This is a genomic window from Streptomyces morookaense, from assembly GCF_013030945.1.
In the GTDB taxonomy this organism is placed as follows: Bacteria; Actinomycetota; Actinomycetes; order Streptomycetales; family Streptomycetaceae; genus Streptomyces; species Streptomyces morookaensis.
Genome location: NZ_JABBXF010000102.1, coordinates 16,844 through 39,349 on the forward strand (window position 1 = coordinate 16,844; position 22,506 = coordinate 39,349).

Below are 22,506 nucleotides of genomic sequence, written 5' to 3' on the forward strand. Positions count from 1 at the left end.
GGGGGCGCCCCGTCAGGGGGCGCCCCGCCCCGCCGGCGGCCGCCGGCTCCCCGCCCGGTAGGGCACCGGCCACACTGCCCCCGCCCCCTCGTACCCCTGCTCCGCCGCCGCGTGCAGCGTCCAGTGCGGGTCGTACAGGTGGGGGCGCGCCAGCGCGCACAGGTCCGCGCGGCCCGCCAGGATCAGGGAGTTGACGTCGTCCCACGACGAGATCGCCCCCACCGCGATGACCGGTACCCCGGCCTGGTGCCGGATCCGGTCCGCGAACGGTGTCTGGTACGAGCGCCCGAACGCCGGGCGTTCGTCGGGTACGACCTGGCCCGTCGAGACGTCGACGGCGTCGGCGCCCCGCTCCGCAAACGCCCGGGCGATCACGACCGCGTCGTCGGCCGTCGTGCCGCCCTCCGCCCAGTCCGTAGCGGAGATCCGCACGGTCATGGGCCGTTCCGCGGGCCACGCGGCACGTACCGCGTCGAAGACCTCCAGCGGGTAGCGGAGCCGGGCGTCGAGGCTGCCGCCGTACGCGTCCGTGCGGTGGTTGGTGAGCGGCGAGAGGAAGCCGGACAGCAAGTAGCCGTGGGCGCAGTGGAGTTCCAGCAGGTCGAAACCGGCGCGGGCGGCGGCCCGGGCGGCCGTCGCGAACTGTTCGCGGATCACGGCCATTTCGGGCACGGTCAGCGCGTGCGGCGTCTGGTTGACGCCCGCGCGGTACGGGATCGCCGAGGCCGCCACGACGGGCCAGTTGCCGTCGGGCAGCGGCCGGTCGATGCCCTCCCACATCAGGCGGGTCGAGCCCTTGCGGCCCGAGTGGCCGAGCTGGACACCGATGGCGGTGCCGGGGGCCCGGTCGTGGACGAAGGCGGTGATACGGCTCCAGGCCTCCTCGTGCGCGGGCTCGTACAGCCCCGCGCACCCCGGTGTGATCCTGCCCTCCGCGCTGACGCACACCATCTCGGTCATCACCAGCCCGGCGCCGCCCAGCGCCCGCGCGCCGAGGTGGACGAGGTGGAAATCGCCGGGAGTGCCGTCGACGGCGGAGTACATGTCCATCGGGGAGACGACGACCCGGTTGCGCAGGGTCAGTCCGCGCAGCCGGAACGGGGTGAACATCGGCGGTGTCCCGGCCGGGACACCGGCCTCGCGCTCGACCGCGGCGACGAAGCCGGGGTCGCGCAGGCGCAGGTTGTCGTGGGTGACCCGGCGGCTGCGGGTGAGCAGGTCGAAGGCGAACCGCCGCGGCGGGCCCCCGATGTGGACCGGGAGGTCCTCGAACCATTCCAGGCTCGCGCGGGCGGCGCGCTGCGTGGACTCCACCACGGGGCGCCGTCCGGCCTCGTAGGCGGCCAGCGCCGCGGCGACGTCCGGCTGCCGGTCCAGCTCGGCGGCCAGGGCCACGGCGTCCTCGACGGCGAGCTTGGTGCCGGAGCCGATGGAGAAGTGGGCGGTGTGGGCGGCGTCGCCGAGCAGGACCGTATTGCCGTGCCACCAGCGCTCGTTGACGACCGTGCGGAAGGCCGTCCAGGCCGAGCGGTTGGAGCGCAGCGGCCGGCCGTCGAGAAGCTCCGCGAAGCAGGCGCCGCACCGCTTGAGGGTCCCCGCCTCGTCGCACCGGTCGAGGCCCGCCCGCCGCCACACCTCCTCGCGCATCTCGACGACGACCGTGCTGGCCCCGGCGCTGTACGGGTACGCGTGCAGCTGCACGATGCCGTGCTCGGTCTCGGCAATCTCGAAGCGGAAGGCGTCCAGCGGGCGTTCGACGGAGAGCCAGATGTAGCGGCAGCGGTGGGTGGTCAGGGTGGGGCGGAAGTGGTCGCGGTGGACGTCGCGCGTGCGGCTGTGGACGCCGTCGGCGGCGACGACGAGGTCGTACGAGCGCGCCAGTTCGGCGGCGGGCGGTGCCTCCGTGCGGAAGCGGAGGTCGACGCCGAGGGCGCGGCAGCGTTCGTGGAGGATCTCCAGGAGCCGGTGCCGGCCGAGGGCGGCGAAGCCGTGTCCGCCGGAGCGCAGCACCGTGCCGCGGCGGACGATGTCGATGTCGTTCCAGCGGACGAACTCGCGTCGCAGTGCGGCGAAGACGGCCGGGTCGGCGCTCTCCATGCCGTCGAGCGTCTCGTCGGAGAAGACGACGCCGAAGCCGAAGGTGTCGTCGGGGGCGTTGCGTTCCCAGAGGGTGATCTCGCGGTCGGATGCGCGCTGTTTGAGCAGGGCGGCGGCGTAGAGGCCGCCGGGGCCGCCGCCGATGACGGCGACGCGCTGCGCGGCCGGTGCGCTCATCGGCCCTGCCACTCGGGCGGCCGCTTCGCGGTGAACGCGGCGTGGAACTCGGCGTAGTCGGCGCCGTTCATCAGCAGCGCCTGTGTGGCTGCGTCGAGTTCGACGGCGGCGGAGAGCGGCATGTCGAGTTCGGCGGTGAGGAGGGCCTTGGTCTGGGCGTGGGCGAGGGCGGGCCCGTCGGCGAGGCGGCGGGCGAGGGCGCGGGCGGCGGCGGGGGCGCCGCCCGTGTCCGTCAACCGGCTGATCAGGCCGATGCGTTCGGCCTCGTCGGCCCGGACCGGTTCGCCGAGCATCAGCAGGCGCGTGGCGTGGCCGAGGCCGACGACGCGGGGCAGCAGGTAGGCGGCGCCCATGTCGCCGCCGGAGAGGCCGACCTTGGTGAAGAGGAAGACGAAGCGCGCGGTCGGGTCGGCCACACGGAAGTCCGCGGCGAGCGCGAGCACGGCACCCGCCCCGGCGGCCGCGCCGTGCACGGCGGCGATCACGGGGAACGGGCAGCTGCGCAGGGCCTGGACGACCTGGCCGGTCATCCGGTTGAAGTCCAGGAGCTGCCGGGTGTCCATGGCGAGGGTGGCGCCGATGATCTCGTCGACGTCGCCGCCGGAGCAGAACCCCGCTCCCTCGCCGCCGAGGACGAGGGCGCGCACGCTGCCGTCACGGGCGAGCTCGGATATCAGGTCGCGCAGGTCGGCGTAGGCGCCGAAGGTGAGGGCGTTGAGCCGGCCGGGCCGGGCGAGGGTGACGGTCGCGACACCGGCGTCGAGGGCGAGGCGCAGGTGCCGCCACTCCTCGGCGCCGGTACGGGATGCGGAACCGGTGAACGGACTCATGGGGGCGTCCTCCTTCGGCCGAAGGGGTGTGCCTGCCCGGGGAAGTTATCACCGTTGTGTGACTGCCGTCACGGGTGCGCGATAGGAATCGCGCACCCGTAAGGGGCGCGAGGAACTGCGCGACCGGCCACAACCGGCCCGCGCTGCCGACGAAACGATCAGTCCCCCAACGTCGCCACCATCAACGCCTTGATGGTGTGCATACGATTCTCCGCCTCGTCCCACACCACGGAGTGGACGGACTCGAAGACCTCGTCCGTCACCTCGAGCGAGGTCAGCCCGTGCCGTTCGTGGATCTCGCGGGCCACCGAGGTGCCGAGGTCGTGGAAGGCCGGCAGACAGTGCAGGAACTTCACCGCCGGGTTGCCCGTCGCGTGCAGGACGTCCATGGTCACGGCGTACGGCGCGAGCAGGGCGATCCGGGCGTCCCACACCTCCTTGGGCTCGCCCATCGACACCCACACGTCGGTGGCGATGAAGTCGGCGCCGCGCACGCCCTCGCCGACGTCCTTGGTGAGCGTGATCCGCGCACCGCTGGTCTCGGCGATCCGGCGCGCCTCGGCCACCACCTCGGCGGACGGCCACAGTTCCTCGGGCGCCACGATGCGGACGTCCATGCCGAGCAGGGCGCCGGTGACGAGGTAGGAGTTGCCCATGTTGTACCGGGCGTCGCCGAGGTAGGCGTAGGCCACGCGCTCCAGGGGCTTGCTGGTGTGCTCGGTCATGGTGAGCACGTCGGCCAGCATCTGGGTGGGGTGCCACTCGTCGGTGAGGCCGTTGAAGACGGGGACGCCCGCGTGGGCGGCCAGCTCCTCGACCGTCTCCTGGCCGTGGCCGCGGTACTCGATGGCATCGAACATCCGGCCGAGCACCCGTGCGGTGTCCCTGACGGACTCCTTGTGGCCGATCTGCGAGCCCGCGGGGTCGAGATAGGTCGTGAAGGCGCCCTGGTCGGCGGCGGCGACCTCGAAGGCGCAGCGGGTGCGGGTGGAGGTCTTCTCGAAGACCAGCGCGATGTTCCGGCCCTGGAGCCGGCGCTCCTCGCTGCCCGCCCGCTTGGCGGCCTTGAGCTCGGCGGCCAGCTCGATCAGGCCGTGGAACTCCTTGGCGGTGAGGTCCGTTTCCTTGAGGAGGTGGCGGCCCTTGAGGTCTGTCGCCATGGGGTGGCTCCTAGGTCTGGCAACTGCACGGGATATGGAAGCTCATACAAGCATTCGCATCATTATGCACGCTCTCCCCTGCCCCTCCTACACGGCGTCCCGCTCGACCGGGCAGCTCATGCACCTCGGCCCGCCCCGGCCCCGGCCCAGCTCGCTGCCCGGGATGGTGATGACCTCGATGCCGTTCTTGCGCAGACAGGTGTTGGTGGTGGCGTTGCGCTCGTAGGCGACCACCACGCCCGGCTCCAGGGCCAGCACGTTGCAGCCGTCGTCCCACTGCTCGCGCTCCGCCGCGTGCACGTCCTGCCGGGCGGTCAGGACGCTGATGGAGTCCAGCCCCAGGGCGGCGGCGATGGCGCGGTGCATATGCTCCGGCGGATGGTCGGTGACCTTGAGCTCCCGCTCCCCCGCGCCGGGCTCGATGGTGTACGAGCGGAGCATGCCGAGGCCCGCGTACTGCGTGAACGTGTCGCCGTCCACCATGGTCATCACGGTGTCCAGGTGCATGAACGCGCGCCGCTTCGGCATGTCCAGCGCCACGATCGTCTTCGCCGAGCCCGCGGCGAACAGCCCGCGGGCCAGCATCTCCACCGCCTGCGGGGTCGTCCGCTCGCTCATGCCGATCAGCACGGCGCCGCGGCCGATGACGAGCACGTCGCCGCCCTCGATGGTGGACGGATAGGCCGACTGCCCCTCGCACCAGACGCGGAAATCGCCCGTGGCGAAGAGCGGATGATGCCGGTAGACCGCCTCGTAGTGCACGGTCTCGTGCCAACGGGCGGGCCAGCGCATCGCGTTGATGCTCACGCCGTCGTATATCCACGCCGAGGTGTCGCGGGTGAAGAGGTGGTTGGGCAGCGGGTTCAGGAGGAAATCGTCCAGGTCCATGGCGTGGAAGCGGACGGAGACGGGCTCGGCGTGCCGCTCCAGGAACTCCCGCTTGGTCATGCCGCCGATGAGCCACGAGGTCAGCTCGGCCTCGCGCATCCCGTCGAAGACGTCCCGCAGGTGGCCGGTGGCCAGGGGGCCGAACTCCTTCTCGTCGAAGACTCTGTCCAGCACCAGGGAGCGGGCCCGTGGCGCCTGCAGGCTCTCCTGCAGCAGGTCCTGGAAGAGGTGCACCTCGACGCCGCGCTCGCGCAGCACGTCGGCGAAGCCGTCGTGCTCGGCGCGGGCACGGCGCACCCACAGCACGTCGTCGAAGAGGAGGGCGTCCTTGTTCGACGGGGTGAGGCGCTTGAGCTCCAGGTCCGGGCGGTGCAGGATGACGCGGCGCAGCCGCCCGGCCTCGGAATCGACGTGGAATCCCATGCCTCCATCCTCGCCCCGGAGCGGGACGAATACTCGGCATGGACGGCACGGAGTGCCGGAGCCCCTAGGGCAACGGGTGTGCCGGCGCGTACCAGACCCGCTCGGCCGGGACGTCCACCAGCTCGCGCTCGGGCCAGCGCAGAGCGGTCAGCCGGCCGCCGAAGACGGCTCCCGTGTCGAGGCAGACGGTGTTGTGGAGCCAGGCCGCCGTGCGCACCGGGGTGTGGCCGTGGACGACGGCGGCGCGGCCCCGGTACTCCTCGGCCCACGGCAGGCGCACGGGCAGGCCGTACTCGTCCGTCCCGCCCGTGGTCCGGCCGTACAGGGCATGCGCCCGGACCCGGCCCGAGGTGCGGCCGTGGTACTTCTCGGGCAGCCCGGCGTGGCAGACGACGAGCCGGCCGCCGTCGAGAAGGTAGTGGCTGACCAGCGCATCGATGAACTCCCGCACACGCCCGGGGAATGCCGGATCCCGCCGGCTCTCCTCGTCCAGCTGCGCGAGGGTCTCGGCGAGGCCGTTCGTGGCCGCGTTCCCGCGGCCGCCGAGACGCCGACCGAGCTTGTTCTCATGGTTACCGGCGACACACAGGGCGTGACCACCGGCGACCATGCCCATCACCAGGCGCAGCACACCGGGGCTGTCCGGGCCGCGGTCGACGAGGTCGCCGACGAACACCGCGGTGCGCCCCGCCGGATGCACGGCGCCGACGGGCCTGCCGGCCGCGTCGCGGGTGAGGACATAGCCGAGCACGCCGAGCAGGCTCTCCAGCTCGGAGCGGCAGCCGTGCACATCGCCGATGATGTCGAACGGGCCGGTGAGGTGCCGCAGATCGTGCGGGTTGCGCTCGCGGACGACCTCGGCCGCCTCGACCTCCTCGGCACCGCGCAGAATGTGCACCCGGTGGCGGAAGCCCTCGCTCTCCAACCGGCCCAGGGAACGCCGCAGTTCACTCAGGTGCCGCTGCAGCGCCTGGCGCGGCGGGGCGACCCGGCCGGGGCGGGCGGCGTTGCGCTCGGCGCAGACATGCTCGGGGACGTCGAGCACGACGGCGACGGGCGGCACGTCGTGTTCGCGGGCCAGCCGGAGGAGTTCCTTGCGGCTCTCCGGACGGACGTTGGTGGCATCGACGACGGTGAGGCGGCCCCGGGCCAGCCGCTTGTCGACAATGCAGTGCAGCACCTCGAACGCGGCGGCATTCGCGCTCTGGTCGTCGGCATCGTCACCGACCAGGGCCCGGCAGGCGTCGGAGGAGACGATCTCGGTGGTCCCGAAGTGCCGTGCCGCGAAAGTGGACTTGCCGGATCCGGTGGCCCCGACGAGCACCACCAGGCACAGCTCGGGAACGGACAGAACGCGGGGAGTCCGCAGTCCTTCCGCCTCGCTCGTGCTCATGCCGCCTCGCCCTCCTGTCCGGCCTCGCCCCCTCACACGCCGGGTGCTCCGTCGGCTCGGCGGGCCGCGGGGCCCGACGGTGCACAGGGCGGCGAAGATCACCTCATGCCGCGGCCACCCTATGGCACGGGCCGCGCACCACCGGCGGCCGGTCCGCCGCCGATCACCTCGGCCAGCGCAGCGATCCGCTCCGGCCCCACACGGCAGCAGCCGCCCACGAGCCGCGCCCCGGCCACCACCCACTCCCGGGCGGGCCCGGGCTCGAAGGTGGAGCGCCCCCGCCAGTCACGCGCCGCCGCATCCCATCCCTCCCCGCTGTTCGGGTACACCACGACCGGCTTGCCCGTGACCCGCACCGCGGTCTCCACCGCGGGGCCCACATCATGCGGGTCACAGCAGTTGACCCCGACGGCGATCACCTGCTCGTTCCCCGCGGCGAGCGCGAACGCCTCCGCCAGCGGCTGCCCGGCCCGGGTGCGCTCCCCGGCCGCGCTGAACGACAGCCACACCGGCACACCGCACCCCTGCACCGCCCGCAGCAGGGCCTCGGCCTCGACGGCGTCCGGCACCGTCTCCAGCGCGAGCACGTCCGGCCGCGCCTCGGCCAGCACCGCGACCCGCGGCCGGTGGAACCGCTCCAGCTCGGCCACCCCCAGCCCGTACCGCCCGCGGTACTCGCTGCCGTCAGCGAGCATCGCCCCGTACGGCCCGACGGACGCGGCGACCCACACCTCCCGCTCCGCCCGGGCCGCCGCCCGCCGGGCCAGGGCGACGCTGCTCCGCAGCAGCGCCGCGGCCTCCTCCCGCCCCACGCCCCGGCGGGCGAACCCCTCGAACGTGGCCTGATAGCTCGCCGTGACGAGCACCCGCGCGCCTGCCCGCACATACGCCGCGTGCGCGTCCTCGATCTGCTGCGGGTCGTCGGCGAGCAGGCGGGCCGACCACAGCTCGTCGGACAGGTCGCAGCCCTGCGCCGCCAGCTGGTTGGACAGCCCGCCGTCCAGGACGAGCGGGCCGCGCGCCAGCGCGTCGGCGAGCGGTACGGGCGGTACGGATGGCGCGGGCACCGGGTGCTCCTCTCCTCGGTCTCGGGGCCGGTGGCCCAGTCCAGCCGGTGGCTCAGCCCAGTTGGGACATGACCTGGGACGAGATCAGCTCCAGGTGGTCCAGGTCGTCCAGGTCGAGGAGCTGGAGGTAGATCCGGGAGGACCCGACATCCGCATAGCGCCCGATCTTCTCCACCACCTCGGCCGGGGAGCCCGCCAGGCCGTTCGCCTTGAGCTCGTCCACCTCGCGGCCGATGGCGGCGGCCCGCCGCGCGACTTCGGCATCGTTCTTGCCGACGCAGACCACCAGGGCGTTGGAGTACACCAGCTCGTCGGCCTTGCGCCCGGCGGCCTCGGCTGCCGCCCGGACCCGGCCGAACTGCCGCTCCGTGTCCTCGAGGGACGCGAAGGGGATGTTGAACTCGTCGGCGTACTTCGCCGCCAGCCGCGGCGTGCGCGAGGCACCGTGACCCCCGATCAGCACCGGCACCTTGCCCTGCGCGGGCTTGGGCAGCGCAGGGGAGTCGGCGAGCCGGTAGTGCTTGCCGTCGAAGCTGAAGGTGCTGCCCACCTCCGTCTCCCACAGGCCCGTGATGATGGCCAGCTGCTCCTCCAGGCGGCCGAACTTCTCCTTCGGGAAAGGAATGCCGTATGCCGTGTGCTCCTCCTCGAACCAGCCCGCCCCCAGGCCCAGCTCGACCCGGCCGCCCGACATCTGGTCGACCTGGGCCACCTGGATCGCGAGGACGCCGGGCAGCCGGAACGTCCCCGCGGTCATCAGCGTGCCCAGCCGGATGCGGCGGGTCTCCCGGGCGAGCCCGGCCAGGGTGATCCAGGCATCGGTCGGCCCGGGCAGACCGTCCGCGGAACCCATGGCGAGGTAGTGGTCGGAGCGGAAGAACGCGTCGAAGCCCAGATCCTCGGTGGCCTTGGCGACGGTGAGCAGGGTGTCGTAGCTCGCCCCTTGCTGGGGCTCGGTGAAAATGCGCAGGTCCATACCTCCATCCTGCCTGCTCGAACGTGCGTCAACCGATCAGCACCCGACCCGCCCCGCCCACTTCGGTCGGGTGAATTTCCGTCACCCCCGCAGACCGTCGCACCGCCCGCCAGTATCCGGCGCGCCCGGTGATCGTTGGCTGGGGCGGAGCCGGACCGCCCGGCCCCCGCGCCGGTGTCCGCTGCCGGAGACGACAACCGCAACACCGCCCGCCCGCACCGGGAGGGCCGGGGCCGAGGAGGCCACCATGACCCAGGAAGCCGTGCCCGACGAGGCAGCGCCGAGCGAGGCCGCTTCCCCGCAGCAGGATGCACCGAAGGGCCTGCTGCAGCAGATGGAGGAGCTGATGGCAGCGCTCAACGCCAACCTGTCGCAGCTCGACGCCGACCTTCAGTCCTCGGCCCAGCGCTTCCCGTCCGCGGCGGGGCCCGCGCACGACGCGGGCGGCGCCGGCCCGGACAGCGCGGCCGGAGACCGCACTGGGGGCTGACCGGCCGCCCGGCCGTGCGGGCTTCATGCGGCACCCCCGTGCTCCCGCAGGGCGAGCCGTCTCAGCAGGGCGCCCACCCGGTCGCTCGTCTCGTCCGCGGCATCGATGGCCTCGATGCACTGCCAGTAGACGGCGTCCTCCTCACAGGCGCAGGCGACGCCCACCAGGGCTATGCCCACCTCGCCGAGGAGATCGGCCAGATCCCTCAACGCCTGCCAGGGGTCGCGCACTTCGGAGAGCTGCGACGCCCGTAACACTCCGGCGCGCAGCGCGATCTGCCGCAGCGCGCCGGAGGCCCTGCCGCCCGCCTCGCTGAGTCCGCCGGCCGCGGCCCGGGCCTCGAAGGGCCCGTGGACCGTCAGGTGACTGCCGATCACCTCCGCCAGCGCCTGTGTCTGCCATGCCTCGACCACGATCTCGCGCACCGTCCTGGCCTGCGCCAGGGCGGCTTGCGTGGACTTGATCAGCCGCACCGCGTCCATGCCCCGTCCCCCACATTTTCCGACTGCGCACTTCCACTACCCAGAGTGATGACTAACTGCCGGAAAAGCCAGGGGAATTCAGAAATCTGTGGATACCAAATCGGGTGTGGATAACTCAATCACTCCGGAGAGTGACGATCGCCATGATCGCCGCCCGTGGCGGGCCCCCGACCGCCTACCGGAAACCGCCGCTCGTTGCGGTCGATCTTCGCGGAGAGCGCGGCCAGCGCGTCGATCCCCAGCACTTCGCAGAACTGCAGCAGGTAGGCCAGCACGTCCGCGACCTCGTCCTCGACCCGCGCCGCCGTGCCCGCATCCGCCATCACCCGGGCCGACTGCTCCGGCGTCAGCCACTGGAAGATCTCGACCAGTTCGGACGCCTCGACGCTCAGCGCCGCGGCGAGGTTCTTGGGCGTGTGGAACGGCTGCCAGTCGCGCGCCGCCGCGAAGGCGGCGAGGCGCTCCTGCAGCGCCTTCACGTCCGCGGCGCCGCCGGCGCTGCGGTCGGCGCCGCACTCGTCGCATACGCCACGCCCGTCATACCCGCCGTGTCCCTCGCACCCACCGCGCCCATCGCGTCCATCATGTCCACCGCGTCCATCGTGTCCGCCACGTCCCGGTTCTTCACGGTCATCCATCACACCCCAGGTCTACCATCGCCACATCCTCCGCCTCCTCCACCACCGAACCCACCTCCCCGCGCACCGTCCCCACCAGCCGGATATGCCCCCGGCGGCACATCCGCCCCGCCAGTTCCAGCAGCTCCCGCGCCTGGCGCGGATCCAGGCACCGGTCCAGCCCGTCGGCCAGCACCGTCAGCACCTGGCGCGCGGGCAATACCTCGGCCACCGGCTCCACGTCCAGCACCCCGGGGCCGGTCAGCAGGACCAGGCTCAGCGCGAGGTACCGCAACTCCCCGTCCCCCAGCCGCTCCAGCGGTGTGGCCGCCCCCGCGCTGCGGGCCAGGACGGCCCGTACGAAGCCGCCCTCCAGCCCCTGCACCGACAGCCCCTCGACCTGGCCCCGGCACCCCGCCTCCGCCGCCGACACCAGGAGGGCGTGCCGGGTGACGCACTCGCTGCGGGTGCGGCCCAGGACCGCGGCAACGTTGTCGCAGGCGCCGCGCAGCCGCCCGTCGCGCGCGGCGACGGGTGCGCGCATCAGCTCCGGACGCGGGTCGCAGGCGAAGACCGAGCGCAGCGCGATCAGAACCTGTTCGGCCGCGTCGAGCACCATGCGCTGCCCCGCGGTCTTGCCGGCGACGCGCAGCGGCAGCAGCGCCGTGCCGAGCCGGTCGTCCGGCAGGGGCGCGCGCGTGACGGGCACGGACCCGGCCGTGTGCCAGGCGGCCTCGACCCGCGGCTGTTCCGGGTCGCGCAGCGCCGTGGACAGCAGCGTCCTCCCGGATCCCGTCAACCGCTCTCCCACGACCCGCAGTTCGGGCTCGGCCTGCACCGCCACATCCAGCTTCACCGGCCCCACAGGCCCCTCGACCGTGCAGCCGATCCGGAACCCGCGCCGTCCCTGGGCGTCGGGCCTGGCATGCTGCGGCACACACGCGCCGGCACCACCGGCCACGGGGGCCAGCGCTTCTTCGAGGGTGTCGCCGCCGGCGAGCCGTGCGAGGGCTTCGTAGGCCTGCAGCGCGCTGGACTTGCCGCTGCCGCTGGCGCCCCGGAAGAGGGTCATCGGGGCGAGCGGGAAGACGGCGTTGCGGTGGGACTTGAAAGCGGAGAGCCGGAGTTCGGTGACGGTGGGCCGCTCGAAGACGGCGGCCGGTCGGGCACGGTGTGTGTCCATGCCCGGACCGTATGCGGCAACCGTTCAGCCAAACCGTTTCAGCTGATCACTCTTCCTACGATCGGGGTACCCGGACCCCACCTCGGTCCCCTCGGGTGCGAGCAGGAAGACGTTGGTGTCGATCCGGTGCATCCCGCAGCCCAGGCCGAAGACCACGCCGCTGGCGAAGTCGAGGATCCGCCGGGCGACCTCGGTGTCGGCACTGGTGAGGTCGAGCACCACCGGCACCCCGTCCATCAAGTGCTCGGCGACCTCCCGTATGTCCGCGAAGAACTGCACACGCAGAACGACCAGACGCCGCCGGTCCCGCGCCGTCTCCTCCTCTGGCAGGGCCCTGTGGTCGGGCCAGGACGGCCAAGCGTGGTGCCCGCGCAGCGGGACCACTTCGGCAAGTCCCTCCCACTGCTCATCGGTGGCCTCGGACCTGTTCACCGGCTCACCCCTCCGGGGAACGTGCTGACTATGTACATCCCGCAATTCTAGGGACAACCGGCCCCATTCGGCCCAATGACACGCGCCGCGCGGCGCGGCCCGTCGACCATGTGCCGTCAGCTTCCTTGGCAGCAGCAGCGGTTGACGATCCGGTGGGTGCTGCTGTGCAGTCAGGTCACCAGTCAGCTCATCAGGAGAGCAGCGTCCCACATGCTCTCGCCGGACCGTGCGGCGGGGCGGCCCGCACGGGCATCGGCGTACGAGAGCAGTGCGAGGGCGACGCCCGCGGCTCCGTCCAGCACGCCGGGGGCGTCGAGCGACCGGGCTCCGGTGCCGGGCGGCAGGACCTGCCGGTAGCCGAAGGCGGCCTGGGCGTCGAACCCGGCGGCGATCGCAGCGGCCATGGCATCCACATCCGCCCACAGCGTCACGTCACCGGTTGCCGCGGCCGTCCGCACGCCCGCGTGCAGCAGACCCGATCGGCCATGGCAGAGCGTCAGGTCCTCCCGCATGCCGGTTTCCAGCGGCCTGCGGAACGCTTCCCGCACGGCACTGTGGGCCCGTTCCGTCAGGGCCTCGTCGGCGAGCGCTTCGCCCGCGAGGTGAAGGGCCCACGCGATGCCCGCCGTGCCGTAGCACCAGCCCGCACTGGACCGCGGCTCCCCCGGCGCGGGCACCGTCTCGGCGTCGTAGGCCACACGCCCCGGCCACCGGGCGCCTGTCGAGTCCTTGTGTTCCTTCTCCGCCACCCAGTCGGCCATGGTGCGCAAGGCGTCCTGCATGCCGGGCACCCGGTACCCCGCCAGCTGCGCCAGCGCCAGCAGCGAGAGAGGGCCGCAAATACCGTGCGCCGCACCGATGTTGAAGTCACCTCGCGGATAGACCGTGCGGTCGTCTTCCACGACATACCGTTCAGGCGCGCACCACCAACCCGGGACCTCGTGTCCGGCGACGCGGACGGGCTGTGCGAGACCGGTCAGCCAGACGAGCACATCCATGAGCACGTCGGCGCTGCGCCCGTCGCCGTGTTGCGCGTTGAGCAGGAGGACGCGTCCCTGACCCGCAAGGCCCGCGATCGTGTCGTAGTCGGCGTACGACAGTCCGGGGCCGTTCACGCGCCGCCGAGCGGTCAGTTGTTTCGTCACCGCTGCCACATAAGAGGCGTGCACTTCGGCGCTGCGCGCCAGGAGGCGGGTGTATCCACCTGATGTGGCGGTCTGCAGCAGGGCGGGCAGCACGAGTTCGCCTGCGCTCGCCGGTCCGGCCTTCGCGGCGGCCGCAGCGGCAGCGGCCAGATGGGCGTGTGCCGTGGCGGACGAGCGCGGGTCGTCCTGTGCCAGGCGGGCGTGCAGCACGGCGATGCCGGCGTGTCCGAGCAGCAGTGAGGACGGCCGCCAGCCGGGGAGCAACAGGGCGGGCGGTGCGCTGTCGTACGCCCGGGCCGTCACGGCGGCGACCCGGGCGGGGTCGGCCAGGTGTCCGGCCACGTCGGCTGCGGTCTCCCGGGCTTGCGCACAGGACGGCGGCAACTGGCTCATCGGACCTGCCTCTTCCTGCTCAGGTGCAGGGCGAGCCCTTCGAGGGCGGTCGCGTGCGCGAGGGTCTCCTGGTCGCGCGCGGGGCCCAGCAGCCGGTTGCAGTGCATGTGCGCCAGGCTCAGCGCGGCCGTCGGCCTGCTCCGGCCGTGGTCCTCCGTTCCTGCCAGGGCGTCGTGCAGAGCGTCCAGGGCGGCGGAGCGGTGCGACCAGGCCGCGGCGAGACCCGGTACGGCCTCCAACGCGGCAGGCAGCTGCGGGCGTCCGCATGTGTCGAGCAGGTCGGCCACGTGCTTCTTCCGGTCACGCGGGACGTCGCCGCGCCGGGCCGGGGCGGGGCCGTTCCGGAGCCAGCCCAGGGCCTCGTCCTCGGTACCGAGCCGGGTGAGCACGTCGAGCACCCCCAAGGCGGCGAGGACGGTCGGCGGCAGCGCGTCCGGGCCGCCGGACGACGCGGCCAACTGCTCGAGCACGGCAGCACTGTCGGCATGGAAGACGCGCTCGGCGTGCTGGATCGCGGCTGCGCCGCCGTACCTCTCGATCTCGGGGTCGTACGTGTCCAGGACGAGCCGTCCGGCCAGCCCGGAAGCACGCAGCCGTTCCGCCCACTGCCGGAGTTCGGGCAGCAGCCGCGACCACAGCTCGGCCGGCTTCCCTTGGAAGCGCAGCCGCAGATGGGGGTCGGGGTCCGCGTAGCGCAGGAAGAACCAGGAGTCGACACCGACCGCGGCCAGCCGTTCGGAGTCCGCCAGCTCTGACAAGTACTTGGCGAGCACGCGTGGTTGCAGCGCCTCGGGCACGTAGACCTTTGCGTACAGCCACTCTCCTCCGGGGAGGTACGCGGCGGCCGCGCGGTCGGGCACCTGGGCCGGGACCGGGACCGGGACGGATTGCAGCGCACCGGGCGTCCGGCGCCCGACGACCGGGAAGACGAACTCGCTCGCATGGGCCCCGTCCGGGCCGGACAGCCACTGCCGTCCTTCGTGTCCGCCGTACTGTTCCACCACGACGAGACCGGCAGGGTGCTTCAGTTCGTCTTCAAGGACCAGCCGGTGCAGCGGGTCGTCGAGGTCGACTGCGATCCGGTGGTCCACGCGCGTGAGCAGGACGTGGCGCGGTACGCCCCACTGGTCCCGCCACCGCTGCACCTGTTCGGACCAGGCGGTGTCACCGCTGCCGACCGCTTCGGTCAACTGCCCGTCGGGGAGCCAGCGTGCGGGGCAGAGGACGGTCCTGCCGTACGTCACCCGCGGCTGGACGGGGGCTGTGGCATACGGGCCCCAGGTCCACGGCAGACACCACTCCTGTCCTTCCCGGCCGAGTTCCAGGAGGAAGCGTGCCGTGGGCGGGACGTGCCCGCTCATCGGGTTGAGCATGGAGTACGACACCGGTCGCACTCTCTCCCCCGTGACCGTGTCGACGAGGTGCAGCCGGTCGGTGTCGGCATACACGGCCAGATCGGGTGCGTGCAGGTCCGTCACCGTGCCGGCGGCCGCGGGGCCGACGCCGAGGGGGATGCGGTGCGGGAGCCATTGGGGGACGGTGGCCACGTTCGCCGAGCGCATCACGCGCGGCCGGTAGGCGACGCATGCGGTGCGGGCGGTGTCCGCGGTGGCCTCCGCTCCCTTGCGGACGAGTTCGCCGATGCGTCCGGCACGTTCGCCGAGGACCGGTGCGAACCGGCTGAACGTCGCTCCGGCCAGGGGTGAGCCCGGGTTGGCCCCCAGGACGAGCCGGAAGTCCCCCGCGCACAACGCCTCCCAGCTGTCCGCCACCACTTCGGCCCCCACTTCCAGCGAGGCGGGCCGCGGTCGCGGGTCCGGCGGAGCGAGGGACCTCAGCACGGCATCGTCGAGCACGACTTCGGGAACAGCGCCCGGCACGGCTGCGGCGCGGCGCGTGGCGTCGAGGAACAGCTCGCCCAGCACGCGGTCCGTGCGCTCGGCATCGGGGTGCGGCTCCGGCGTCTCACCGGGCTGTTGCCGGAACTCCTCCGGGAGCCCCAGGCCGCGGGCCTCGTCGAGCAGTTCCGGCAGCGGCACCTGCCGGCCGGTCCCGTACCGCTCCAGGAAGCGCCCGTGGTACGCGCGCAGTGCCGAACTGCCCGGCCGGGCCCGGGAGGTGCGCCAGAGCGCCGTGACGGCGCGCTCGACCTCACGGCTCACGTCGGTCGGCAGCACGAGACGGGCGTCGACCGCGAGATCCGTCTGGACGAGGTTCTCGGCCGGGTGCAGTACTCGCATCCGTTCGCTCACGGCTGCCAGTGCGGCACCGCGGTCCGCGGGCCGTGCCGCGTCCAGAGCGGACAGGGCGGTGCGGATCTCCCGCAGTTGCTGGGCGAGGAAGTGGTCGCAGCCGTGCAGGCGTTCCAGTACGTGTCCGAGGGGGTCGGCGGCGTCGGGCGGCGGGACCAGGTCGCTGAGCAGAAACCGGCCGCGTACGAGCTGGGCGACCACGCGCGCGACGGCGCCGTCCGGCGCGTGGGGGAAGTGCTCACCGATCCGCTCGACGAGCTCGGGCCGGGGCAGGGGCGCGGAGGCACACTCCAGGGCGCAGCGGACCACGCTCGTCATCCGCACAGAATGCGCCAACTGGCTGGATCCGTCGGCATCGTAGAAGTCGAGGAGCACCAGCCGGCCGTCCCGTACGGTGTGCAGGTCGTTGGCGACCAGCCGGGTGCGCTCCGGAATGCCCGGCACCTCGGCAAGCTTGTCCACGACCGCATCCAGCCATGCCGCGTCCGGCCGGCTGGAACTGCGGTGCTCGCTGCCGAGTTCCCGCACGGGAACGGGGCCGGATTCGGCGAGGGCCACTCCCGCGAAGAATCCGAATGGGGTGGGCCGAAAGGTCATGCGCAAGCGGTACTTGACCAGAGAGACGAGGATCCGGCGCAGCCTCTTGGGCTTGAGCGGTTCTCCGGCCGCCGCCCGCCGGGCCTCCCCCGCGAGGCTCGGGCTCGCCAGGCTCACCGCAGCCATGAACGCCGCATCGGCCGTCAGCTGCGCAATACGTTCCCTGACAGGCCGTTCGCCGCCGGCCGCCTTGCCGTCCACCGCGCCGGGCTCCCTCCCGGCGGGCAGGGGCAGTACGGCCGCACGCAGCAATGCCACGCCCGCGAATTCGAATTCGGTCTCGGCAGTCATTCGCACCCGTCTCCGCGGCGCCGGTGTGCGGCGGGGAACGCGATGGTCCGCGTCTCCGCCGCACACGGGTCAACTGGTCACTGACAAACGGCCGATTACTCGGCGCCGACTGCTCAGTGGCAGTACATGACGGTCACCGGACACGACATGCAGGTGCCGGTGATGGTGACGCTGGTGTGCGGACCGAAGGCGGTCCCTTCCTGCGGCACGACCTCCAGGTCGAGGTCCAGGTCGAATTCCGTCTCGACTGCAATCGTCGTCATGACGCATACCTCCCATGTTGTGGTCGGCCCCGGGAAACCCGCGAATGCAGAAGTCCCCCGTCGGGCCGCGGGACTTGGACCGGGCGACGTGCAGGAGCCTGGTTCCGGAGCAGACCATCAACGACACGGCGCGTTCTGGCAAGGGAGCTCGCTGCAGTTGAACTCCGGCCGTGACCAGGGACGTTCGACATCGGCCCCACCACTGGAGCCGCTCGGCGCCCGGCGACACGGGCAGCTTTTCACCGCATCCTCATAAGGAATTGCATTGGAAACCCAAAGCCACTCTTATACCGACGGGCACTGCGCATCGTCCGCGATCAACTGAGATTTTTTTCCTTGACACTCGGCGAGAGCCGGTGATTGCCTCACCCGTGGTTGATGCACCTTTCCCGGGGGCGGGACGCAATACGCAGGAGTCCCCCGGGTCGTCAGAATGCCCGGCGCCTGCCGCCGTGGTGATGCCAGTGCATGCGGGGGCGCGATCCGGTGATGACCCCTGCATGCCGCCGTATCGTGGAAACAGGGAGCGACAGTGAAGGTTCTCCATGTGCTGGTCGGCGCGGAACTGGGCCTGCTGGGCCAGGAGATCGCCGATTATCTTGTGGATGCCGGCCACTTTGTCTATGCATGGGACGACGATCCGGCGGTCCGCAGCGGTGCATGGCAACAGCGCTTCACACATAATGCACATGTCATCGGGAATGGCACACCGGACATCCGGCAGCTCGACTACGAAATTTCCTCGGCGGGAACCGCAGGCCGCTCCACGGCGCCCGTGCTGGGGCTCGAACTCCGCGCGGCAGCGGGGCATTCGACGGCCGGCTGCCTCGTACAGCTGCCCGGCAGCGAAGCCGTCGTCTCCAGCACCGTCTGCCGGGACAACCCGCTCGACGGGGCCGCCGTCCCGTCGGCCGACGTCCTGCGGACCGCCCTGGCGGACGTCTGCGTCGACGCCCTGATACGCCTCTCCCGCGAGGGCCACGACTCGCTGGAATTCCGCGCCCGCCAGGAACGGCCGCACGACCTCGCCGAACTTCTCCGCTGGGAGACGGCAGCCGCCGCGCTGACCAGGCGTGCCCGCTCCGCCGATGCCCGCGAGGACCGCTTCGACATCACCGACGTGACCGGCACGGACCACCCGGACAGCGCCACCGAGGTCACCACGTACCGTCCGGACCTGCCGTCGGAACTCCTCACGGCGAAGCATCTGGAATGGCTCTGTGTCACGCTGCAGATGCTGCTCAACTCGCGGAAGACTGGCGTCTACGGCTACGACCTGATCACAGGCGACGGCCGGATGCGCAAATACGTCGAGGCCGACCGGTCTTTCCGGTCGGCTCAACTGGACGAGTGCATCAACGGAACGACCCACGACGTACGCAGCAATCTGTTCCACGATTTCGACGCGGTGTACCGGGACGCCCTCGACCCGCGGGTCGTGGTGGAATTCGACACTGCCGACGGCACTGCTGACGGCACCACTGACCGCAGCAGCGCCGCTCTGACCCTGCGCTACCGGCCCGACAGCAATGCGCTGGACATCATCACCACCGGCCGGCTCCCCTTCATGGCCGCGCTCCGCGAGCACCTGGACCATTTCTTCGCGGAACTGCAGGAATTCGCCGACGGCACCACGCGGCTCGACGCGCTCCTGGCTCTCCCCGCCCCGCTGCGGCAGCGCCTCCACGACGAGCTGCACCGCACCGAGGCGCCGTTCCGCGGAGACCGGCCCATCCACCGCCTCATCGAGGAACAGGCCGCGCTGCACCCGGACGGAACGGCCGTCGTCCACGGGCAAACCGCCCTCACCTACCGCGAGTTCAACGAGGCCGCCAACCGTTTCGCCCGGCTGCTGAACGACCGGTACGCGCCCCGGCCCGGCGATCTGATCGCCCTGTACCTCGACCGCACGGAGAACCTGCTCATCGCCGCAGTGGCCGTGCTCAAACTGGGCTGCGGCTATGTACCGCTGGACCTGAACTCCCCCGACCGCCGCACCGCCGCGATCCTGGACGGCGCCGGGGTCGCCCTGGCCCTCAGTGACACCGCCCACGCTGCACGGCTCGCCGGCCTCACCGGCGAACTCCCCGTGGTCGCCCTGGACTCCGAGGACACCCGCACCGCGTGGGCCGCACAGCCGGGCGGCAACCTCGACACGCCCGTGGCCGGCACCGACCTCGCCTACGTCATCTTCACCTCGGGCACGACCGGCAAGCCCAAGGGCGTCGCGGTCGAGCACAGGAGCTACGTCAACATCGCCACCGACATCGGCCGGTGCATCGACTTCCGGCCGGGCGAGCGGATGCTGGCCGTGACGACCGTCGCCTTCGACATCTCCACCCTGGAGATCTTCATGCCGCTGCTGCACGGCGGCACGGTCGTCCTGGCGGGCCGCTCGGACCTGCTCGACGTCGGCAGGCTGATCAGCCTTATCGAGCAGGGTGTTGCCATCGTCCAGGCGACTCCCTCCCTGTGGCATCTGATCACTCAGAGCCTCGACGGCAGGCGGCTGCCCATCCGTGGCCTGTGCGGCGGCGAGGCCCTCTCACCTCAACTCGCCCCCGTGCTGGCCGCATCCGTCGACACCTGCTGGAACGTCTACGGGCCGACGGAGACCACGGTGTGGTCGACCCGGCACCTTCTGACGCCCGGGAGCCCCGAGCCGCTGATCGGCAAGCCCGTCGCCAACACCCGCTGCTACGTCCTCGACGAGCACATGCAGCCGCTGCCTCCGGGCGTCACCGGCGAGCTGTACATCGGCGGCAGCGGGCTCGCCCGCGGCTACCTGGGCGAACCCGAGCTGACGGCACGCGCCTTCGTCACGACCCCGCAGAGGACGGACGGCAGCGGGCCCGCCGTACCGGAGGAGCGCATCTACCGCACCGGCGACCTGGTCCGCGCCCTGCCCGGCGGGGAGCTGGAGTTCGTCGGCCGCAACGACTTCCAGGTCAAGCTGCGCGGCCACCGCATCGAGCTCGGCGAGATCGAGAGTGCCCTCGACGCCCACCCGGCCGTCGAACAGAGCCTCGTCGTCGTCCACCGGCCCGCCGCGGCACAGGGCGACGAATCCCGCTTCCTGGTCGGCTACTACGTCTCCGACGAGCCCGTCGACACCACCGAACTGCAGGAGCACCTGGCCTCGCTCGTCCCCGAGTACATGATCCCGTCGGTGCTCGTCCACCTGGAGAGCATGCCGCTCAACGTCAACGGCAAGGCCGACCGGAGCGCCCTGCCCGACCCCGCGCAGTTCCTGACCCAGGGCTACGTCGCACCGGCCGGTGAGCTGGAGACGCGGCTGTGCGAGATCTGGGACCAGGTGCTCGGCAGCACCGCCAAGGGCGGCCGGCGCATCGGCGTCACCGACGACTTCTTCAACTTCGGCGGCAACAGCATCCTCGGCATCAAGCTCGTCAACAAGATCAACAGCGAGCTGGGGTCCGACATCAGGATCCGCGACGTCTTCCGCGAGAAGACGATCCGCCGCCTGACCCCGCTGGTCGAGGCCACCCTCGGCGACTTCGCCTACCGCGACTACGTGCTCGACGGCACCGACACCGAGCAGCTGCACGAGCCGTTCCCGCTCACCAACGTGCAGCAGACCTACTACCTGGGCCGGTTCAACAGCTTCGAGCTCAGCAGCGTCTCGACGCACGTCTACAGCGAGTTCCGCTACAGCAGCATCGACCACACCCGCCTGGAGGCCGCGTACAACCGGCTGCTCGAACGGCACCTCGCCCTGCGCACGGTGTTCAGCGACGGACAGCAGCGCTTCCTGCCCGAGGTCCCCCATTACCGCATCGCGTTCCACGAGCTGAACGACCAGGAGGAGTTGGAGCGGCTCCGGGGCACCTACTCCCACAAGCTCTACGACCCCGAGCAGTACCCGCTGTTCGATGTGGTGCTCAGCCGCCTCGACGGCGTCTTCCGCCTGCACATCAGCTTCGACGCGCTCATCATCGACATGGGCAGCTTCGACATCCTCTTCGACGAGTGGGCACAGCTCTACGCCGACCCGCAGCGCTGCCTGCCCGCCCTCGGCACCAGCTACCGCGACTACGTGCTGCAGTACGAGAGGATCCGTGAGAGCCCGCTGCTGCTGCAGGCACAGGAGTACTGGGAGAACAAGGCCGACGACTACAACCTCGACCTGAAGCTGCCCCTGAAGGAGCGACCTTCCGCTGTCGACACCCCCGTCTTCCGGCGCAAGAGCAAGGTGATCCCGGCGGCCGTGTGGGACAAGCTGGCCGCCCGGTGCAGCCAGTACGGCATCAGCCCGACCGCACTGATCGTCGAACTGTTCAGCCGCGTGCTCAGCCAGTGGAGCGGCCAGGACCAGCTGTGCATGAACCTCACCCTGTTCAACCGGCTGCCCCTGCACCCCGACATCAACGGCGTCATCGGTGACTTCACGGTCCTGGAGCTCTTCGACTACCGGGCGGAACGCGAGCTGGGCATCGCCGCCAAGCTGCGCCGGGTGCATGGCGAACTGCTCCAGGACGTCGACAACAACCTCTTCGACGGCGTCGACTTCCAACGGTTGCTGAAGACACGCCACTCCACACCGGTCGGCAAGATCGTGGCTCCGGTCGTGTTGACCAGCACGCTGGGCGCCAAGGGCAACGCGAGCATGTTCGAGCTGCCGCTCGACGACACCTACCAGGGCGTCGACTACTCGATCTCGCAGACGCCCCAGGTGTGGCTCGACAACAAGGCGTACGAGACCGACGAGGGCTTCGTCGCCGAATGGGACTACGTCGAGCAGCTCTTCGACGACGCGGTGGTCGACGCCATGCACGACGGCTACTGCCGCCTCATCGAGCAGCTGGCCGAACTCGACTGGGAGACCGCGGCGTTCCCCTCGCTCCCGGTCCCGGCAGAAGACCTCGCCCTCATCGAGGCGGCCAACGCGGACGACCGGCCGGTGAGCGAGCACACCCTCTTCAGCCTCTACGAGAGCCGGCTGGACGAGCCGGGCCGCCGCGACGGTACAGCGGTCGTCGACGCGGCCGCAGGCACCTCGTTCACCTACGGACGCCTCCACGACGACTCGGTCCGCCTCGCCGGAGCGCTGCTGGCCCCCGGCACGCTGCCCGACGAGCACGAGACGGTGGCCGTCCTGGCGGAGAAGGGGTACCTCCAGGTCCTCACCACGCTCGCGGTGATGAAGGCCGGTGCGGCGTATGTGCCGATGAACGTCGAGTGGCCGGGTGCGCGCATCGGTGAGGTGCTCGAATCAGCGGGCACGCGGACGTTGTTGGTGTCGCGTGCGCAGTCGGAGCGGGCGGCCGTGCAGGCCCTGGCGGGTTCGTGCCGCGTGCTCGTCATCGACGAGCTGCTCGACGAAACATCT

General features: G+C 71.5%; 16 protein-coding genes and 1 pseudogene. 2 read left to right on the forward strand and 15 right to left on the reverse strand.

The window, feature by feature from the left end; translation table 11 throughout:
- Nucleotides 1–12: 12 nt before the first annotated feature.
- The 7 genes and pseudogenes from HG542_RS30645 to HG542_RS30675 form a co-directional block, all read right to left on the reverse strand.
- A complete protein-coding gene (locus tag HG542_RS30645; protein ID WP_171087194.1) occupies nt 13–2,274 on the reverse strand; it encodes a bifunctional salicylyl-CoA 5-hydroxylase/oxidoreductase in 2,262 nt (753 codons plus the stop codon).
- A complete protein-coding gene (locus HG542_RS30650; RefSeq protein ID WP_171087196.1) occupies nt 2,271–3,104 on the reverse strand; it encodes an enoyl-CoA hydratase family protein in 834 nt (277 codons plus the stop codon). Before HG542_RS30650 ends, HG542_RS30645 begins: the two co-directional genes overlap by 4 nt.
- A 158-nt stretch (nt 3,105–3,262) precedes the next feature.
- Entirely contained in the window at nt 3,263–4,264 is a 1,002-nt protein-coding gene (argF, locus tag HG542_RS30655) for an ornithine carbamoyltransferase (RefSeq protein ID WP_171087198.1), read from the reverse strand.
- 87 nt (nt 4,265–4,351) lie between these two features.
- On the reverse strand, nt 4,352–5,575 hold the full coding sequence (locus HG542_RS30660; protein ID WP_171087200.1) for an arginine deiminase: 1,224 nt from the start codon (nt 5,573–5,575) through the stop codon (nt 4,352–4,354).
- 70 nt (nt 5,576–5,645) lie between these two features.
- Nucleotides 5,646–6,968, reverse strand: a pseudogene (locus HG542_RS30665) (AAA family ATPase); the annotation flags it as partial.
- 119 nt (nt 6,969–7,087) lie between these two features.
- Nucleotides 7,088–8,035, reverse strand: coding sequence for a homocysteine S-methyltransferase (mmuM, locus tag HG542_RS30670; RefSeq protein ID WP_171087204.1), 948 nt, complete (start codon nt 8,033–8,035; stop codon nt 7,088–7,090).
- A gap of 52 nt (nt 8,036–8,087) precedes the next feature.
- Nucleotides 8,088–9,011: an LLM class F420-dependent oxidoreductase gene (locus HG542_RS30675; RefSeq protein ID WP_171087206.1), complete on the reverse strand. Its 924-nt coding sequence runs from the start codon at nt 9,009–9,011 to the stop codon at nt 8,088–8,090.
- Nucleotides 9,012–9,258: 247 nt separating this feature from the next.
- Between HG542_RS30675 and HG542_RS30680 the strand changes: the two genes are divergently transcribed.
- Nucleotides 9,259–9,501 carry a hypothetical protein gene (locus HG542_RS30680; protein WP_171087175.1) on the forward strand — a complete coding sequence of 81 codons (243 nt, stop codon included), beginning with the start codon at nt 9,259–9,261 and terminating at the stop codon, nt 9,499–9,501.
- 23 nt (nt 9,502–9,524) lie between these two features.
- Here the strand turns inward: HG542_RS30680 and HG542_RS30685 are convergent, their stop codons facing one another.
- From HG542_RS30685 to HG542_RS30720, 8 genes are all read right to left on the reverse strand, one after another.
- The gene (locus HG542_RS30685) at nt 9,525–9,983 is read right to left on the reverse strand and encodes a DUF6099 family protein (protein ID WP_171087209.1); all 459 of its coding nucleotides are present in this window, start codon (nt 9,981–9,983) and stop codon (nt 9,525–9,527) included.
- Nucleotides 9,984–10,102: 119 nt separating this feature from the next.
- Entirely contained in the window at nt 10,103–10,462 is a 360-nt protein-coding gene (locus tag HG542_RS30690) for a nucleotide pyrophosphohydrolase (RefSeq protein ID WP_171087211.1), read from the reverse strand.
- A complete protein-coding gene (locus HG542_RS30695) occupies nt 10,459–10,617 on the reverse strand; it encodes a hypothetical protein (protein WP_171087213.1) in 159 nt (52 codons plus the stop codon). The genes HG542_RS30690 and HG542_RS30695 overlap by 4 nt, the downstream gene beginning before the upstream one ends.
- Entirely contained in the window at nt 10,614–11,783 is a 1,170-nt protein-coding gene (locus tag HG542_RS30700) for an AAA family ATPase (protein WP_171087215.1), read from the reverse strand. The genes HG542_RS30695 and HG542_RS30700 overlap by 4 nt, the downstream gene beginning before the upstream one ends.
- 24 nt (nt 11,784–11,807) lie before the next feature.
- On the reverse strand, nt 11,808–12,215 hold the full coding sequence (locus HG542_RS30705) for a cell division protein SepF (RefSeq protein WP_171087217.1): 408 nt from the start codon (nt 12,213–12,215) through the stop codon (nt 11,808–11,810).
- A gap of 182 nt (nt 12,216–12,397) precedes the next feature.
- Complete coding sequence (locus tag HG542_RS30710) at nt 12,398–13,753, reverse strand: lanthionine synthetase C family protein (RefSeq protein WP_171087219.1); 1,356 nt, start codon at nt 13,751–13,753, stop codon at nt 12,398–12,400.
- The gene (locus HG542_RS30715) at nt 13,750–16,893 is read right to left on the reverse strand and encodes a lantibiotic dehydratase (RefSeq protein ID WP_171087221.1); all 3,144 of its coding nucleotides are present in this window, start codon (nt 16,891–16,893) and stop codon (nt 13,750–13,752) included. The genes HG542_RS30710 and HG542_RS30715 overlap by 4 nt, the downstream gene beginning before the upstream one ends.
- 113 nt (nt 16,894–17,006) lie before the next feature.
- Nucleotides 17,007–17,156 (reverse strand): hypothetical protein, encoded by a 150-nt coding sequence (locus HG542_RS30720; protein ID WP_171087223.1) that lies wholly within the window; start codon nt 17,154–17,156, stop codon nt 17,007–17,009.
- A gap of 532 nt (nt 17,157–17,688) precedes the next feature.
- On the opposite strand from HG542_RS30720, the gene HG542_RS30725 reads away from it, so the two are divergent.
- Nucleotides 17,689–22,506, forward strand: a 4,818-nt coding sequence (locus HG542_RS30725; RefSeq protein WP_171087225.1) for a non-ribosomal peptide synthetase, incomplete at its 3' end; no start/stop codon positions are given.

Coding starts and splice junctions, on each gene's coding strand:
- HG542_RS30700 (WP_171087215.1), bottom strand. CDS start 11,783: ATGGACACACACCGTGCCCGACCGGCCGCCGTCTTCGAGCGGCCCACC.
- HG542_RS30675 (WP_171087206.1), bottom strand. CDS start 9,011: ATGGACCTGCGCATTTTCACCGAGCCCCAGCAAGGGGCGAGCTACGAC.
- HG542_RS30645 (WP_171087194.1), bottom strand. CDS start 2,274: ATGAGCGCACCGGCCGCGCAGCGCGTCGCCGTCATCGGCGGCGGCCCC.
- HG542_RS30710 (WP_171087219.1), bottom strand. CDS start 13,753: ATGAGCCAGTTGCCGCCGTCCTGTGCGCAAGCCCGGGAGACCGCAGCC.
- HG542_RS30685 (WP_171087209.1), bottom strand. CDS start 9,983: ATGGACGCGGTGCGGCTGATCAAGTCCACGCAAGCCGCCCTGGCGCAG.
- argF (WP_171087198.1), bottom strand. CDS start 4,264: ATGGCGACAGACCTCAAGGGCCGCCACCTCCTCAAGGAAACGGACCTC.
- HG542_RS30695 (WP_171087213.1), bottom strand. CDS start 10,617: ATGACCGTGAAGAACCGGGACGTGGCGGACACGATGGACGCGGTGGAC.
- HG542_RS30680 (WP_171087175.1), top strand. CDS start 9,259: ATGACCCAGGAAGCCGTGCCCGACGAGGCAGCGCCGAGCGAGGCCGCT.
- HG542_RS30660 (WP_171087200.1), bottom strand. CDS start 5,575: ATGGGATTCCACGTCGATTCCGAGGCCGGGCGGCTGCGCCGCGTCATC.
- HG542_RS30715 (WP_171087221.1), bottom strand. CDS start 16,893: ATGACTGCCGAGACCGAATTCGAATTCGCGGGCGTGGCATTGCTGCGT.
- HG542_RS30650 (WP_171087196.1), bottom strand. CDS start 3,104: ATGAGTCCGTTCACCGGTTCCGCATCCCGTACCGGCGCCGAGGAGTGG.
- HG542_RS30720 (WP_171087223.1), bottom strand. CDS start 17,156: ATGACGACGATTGCAGTCGAGACGGAATTCGACCTGGACCTCGACCTG.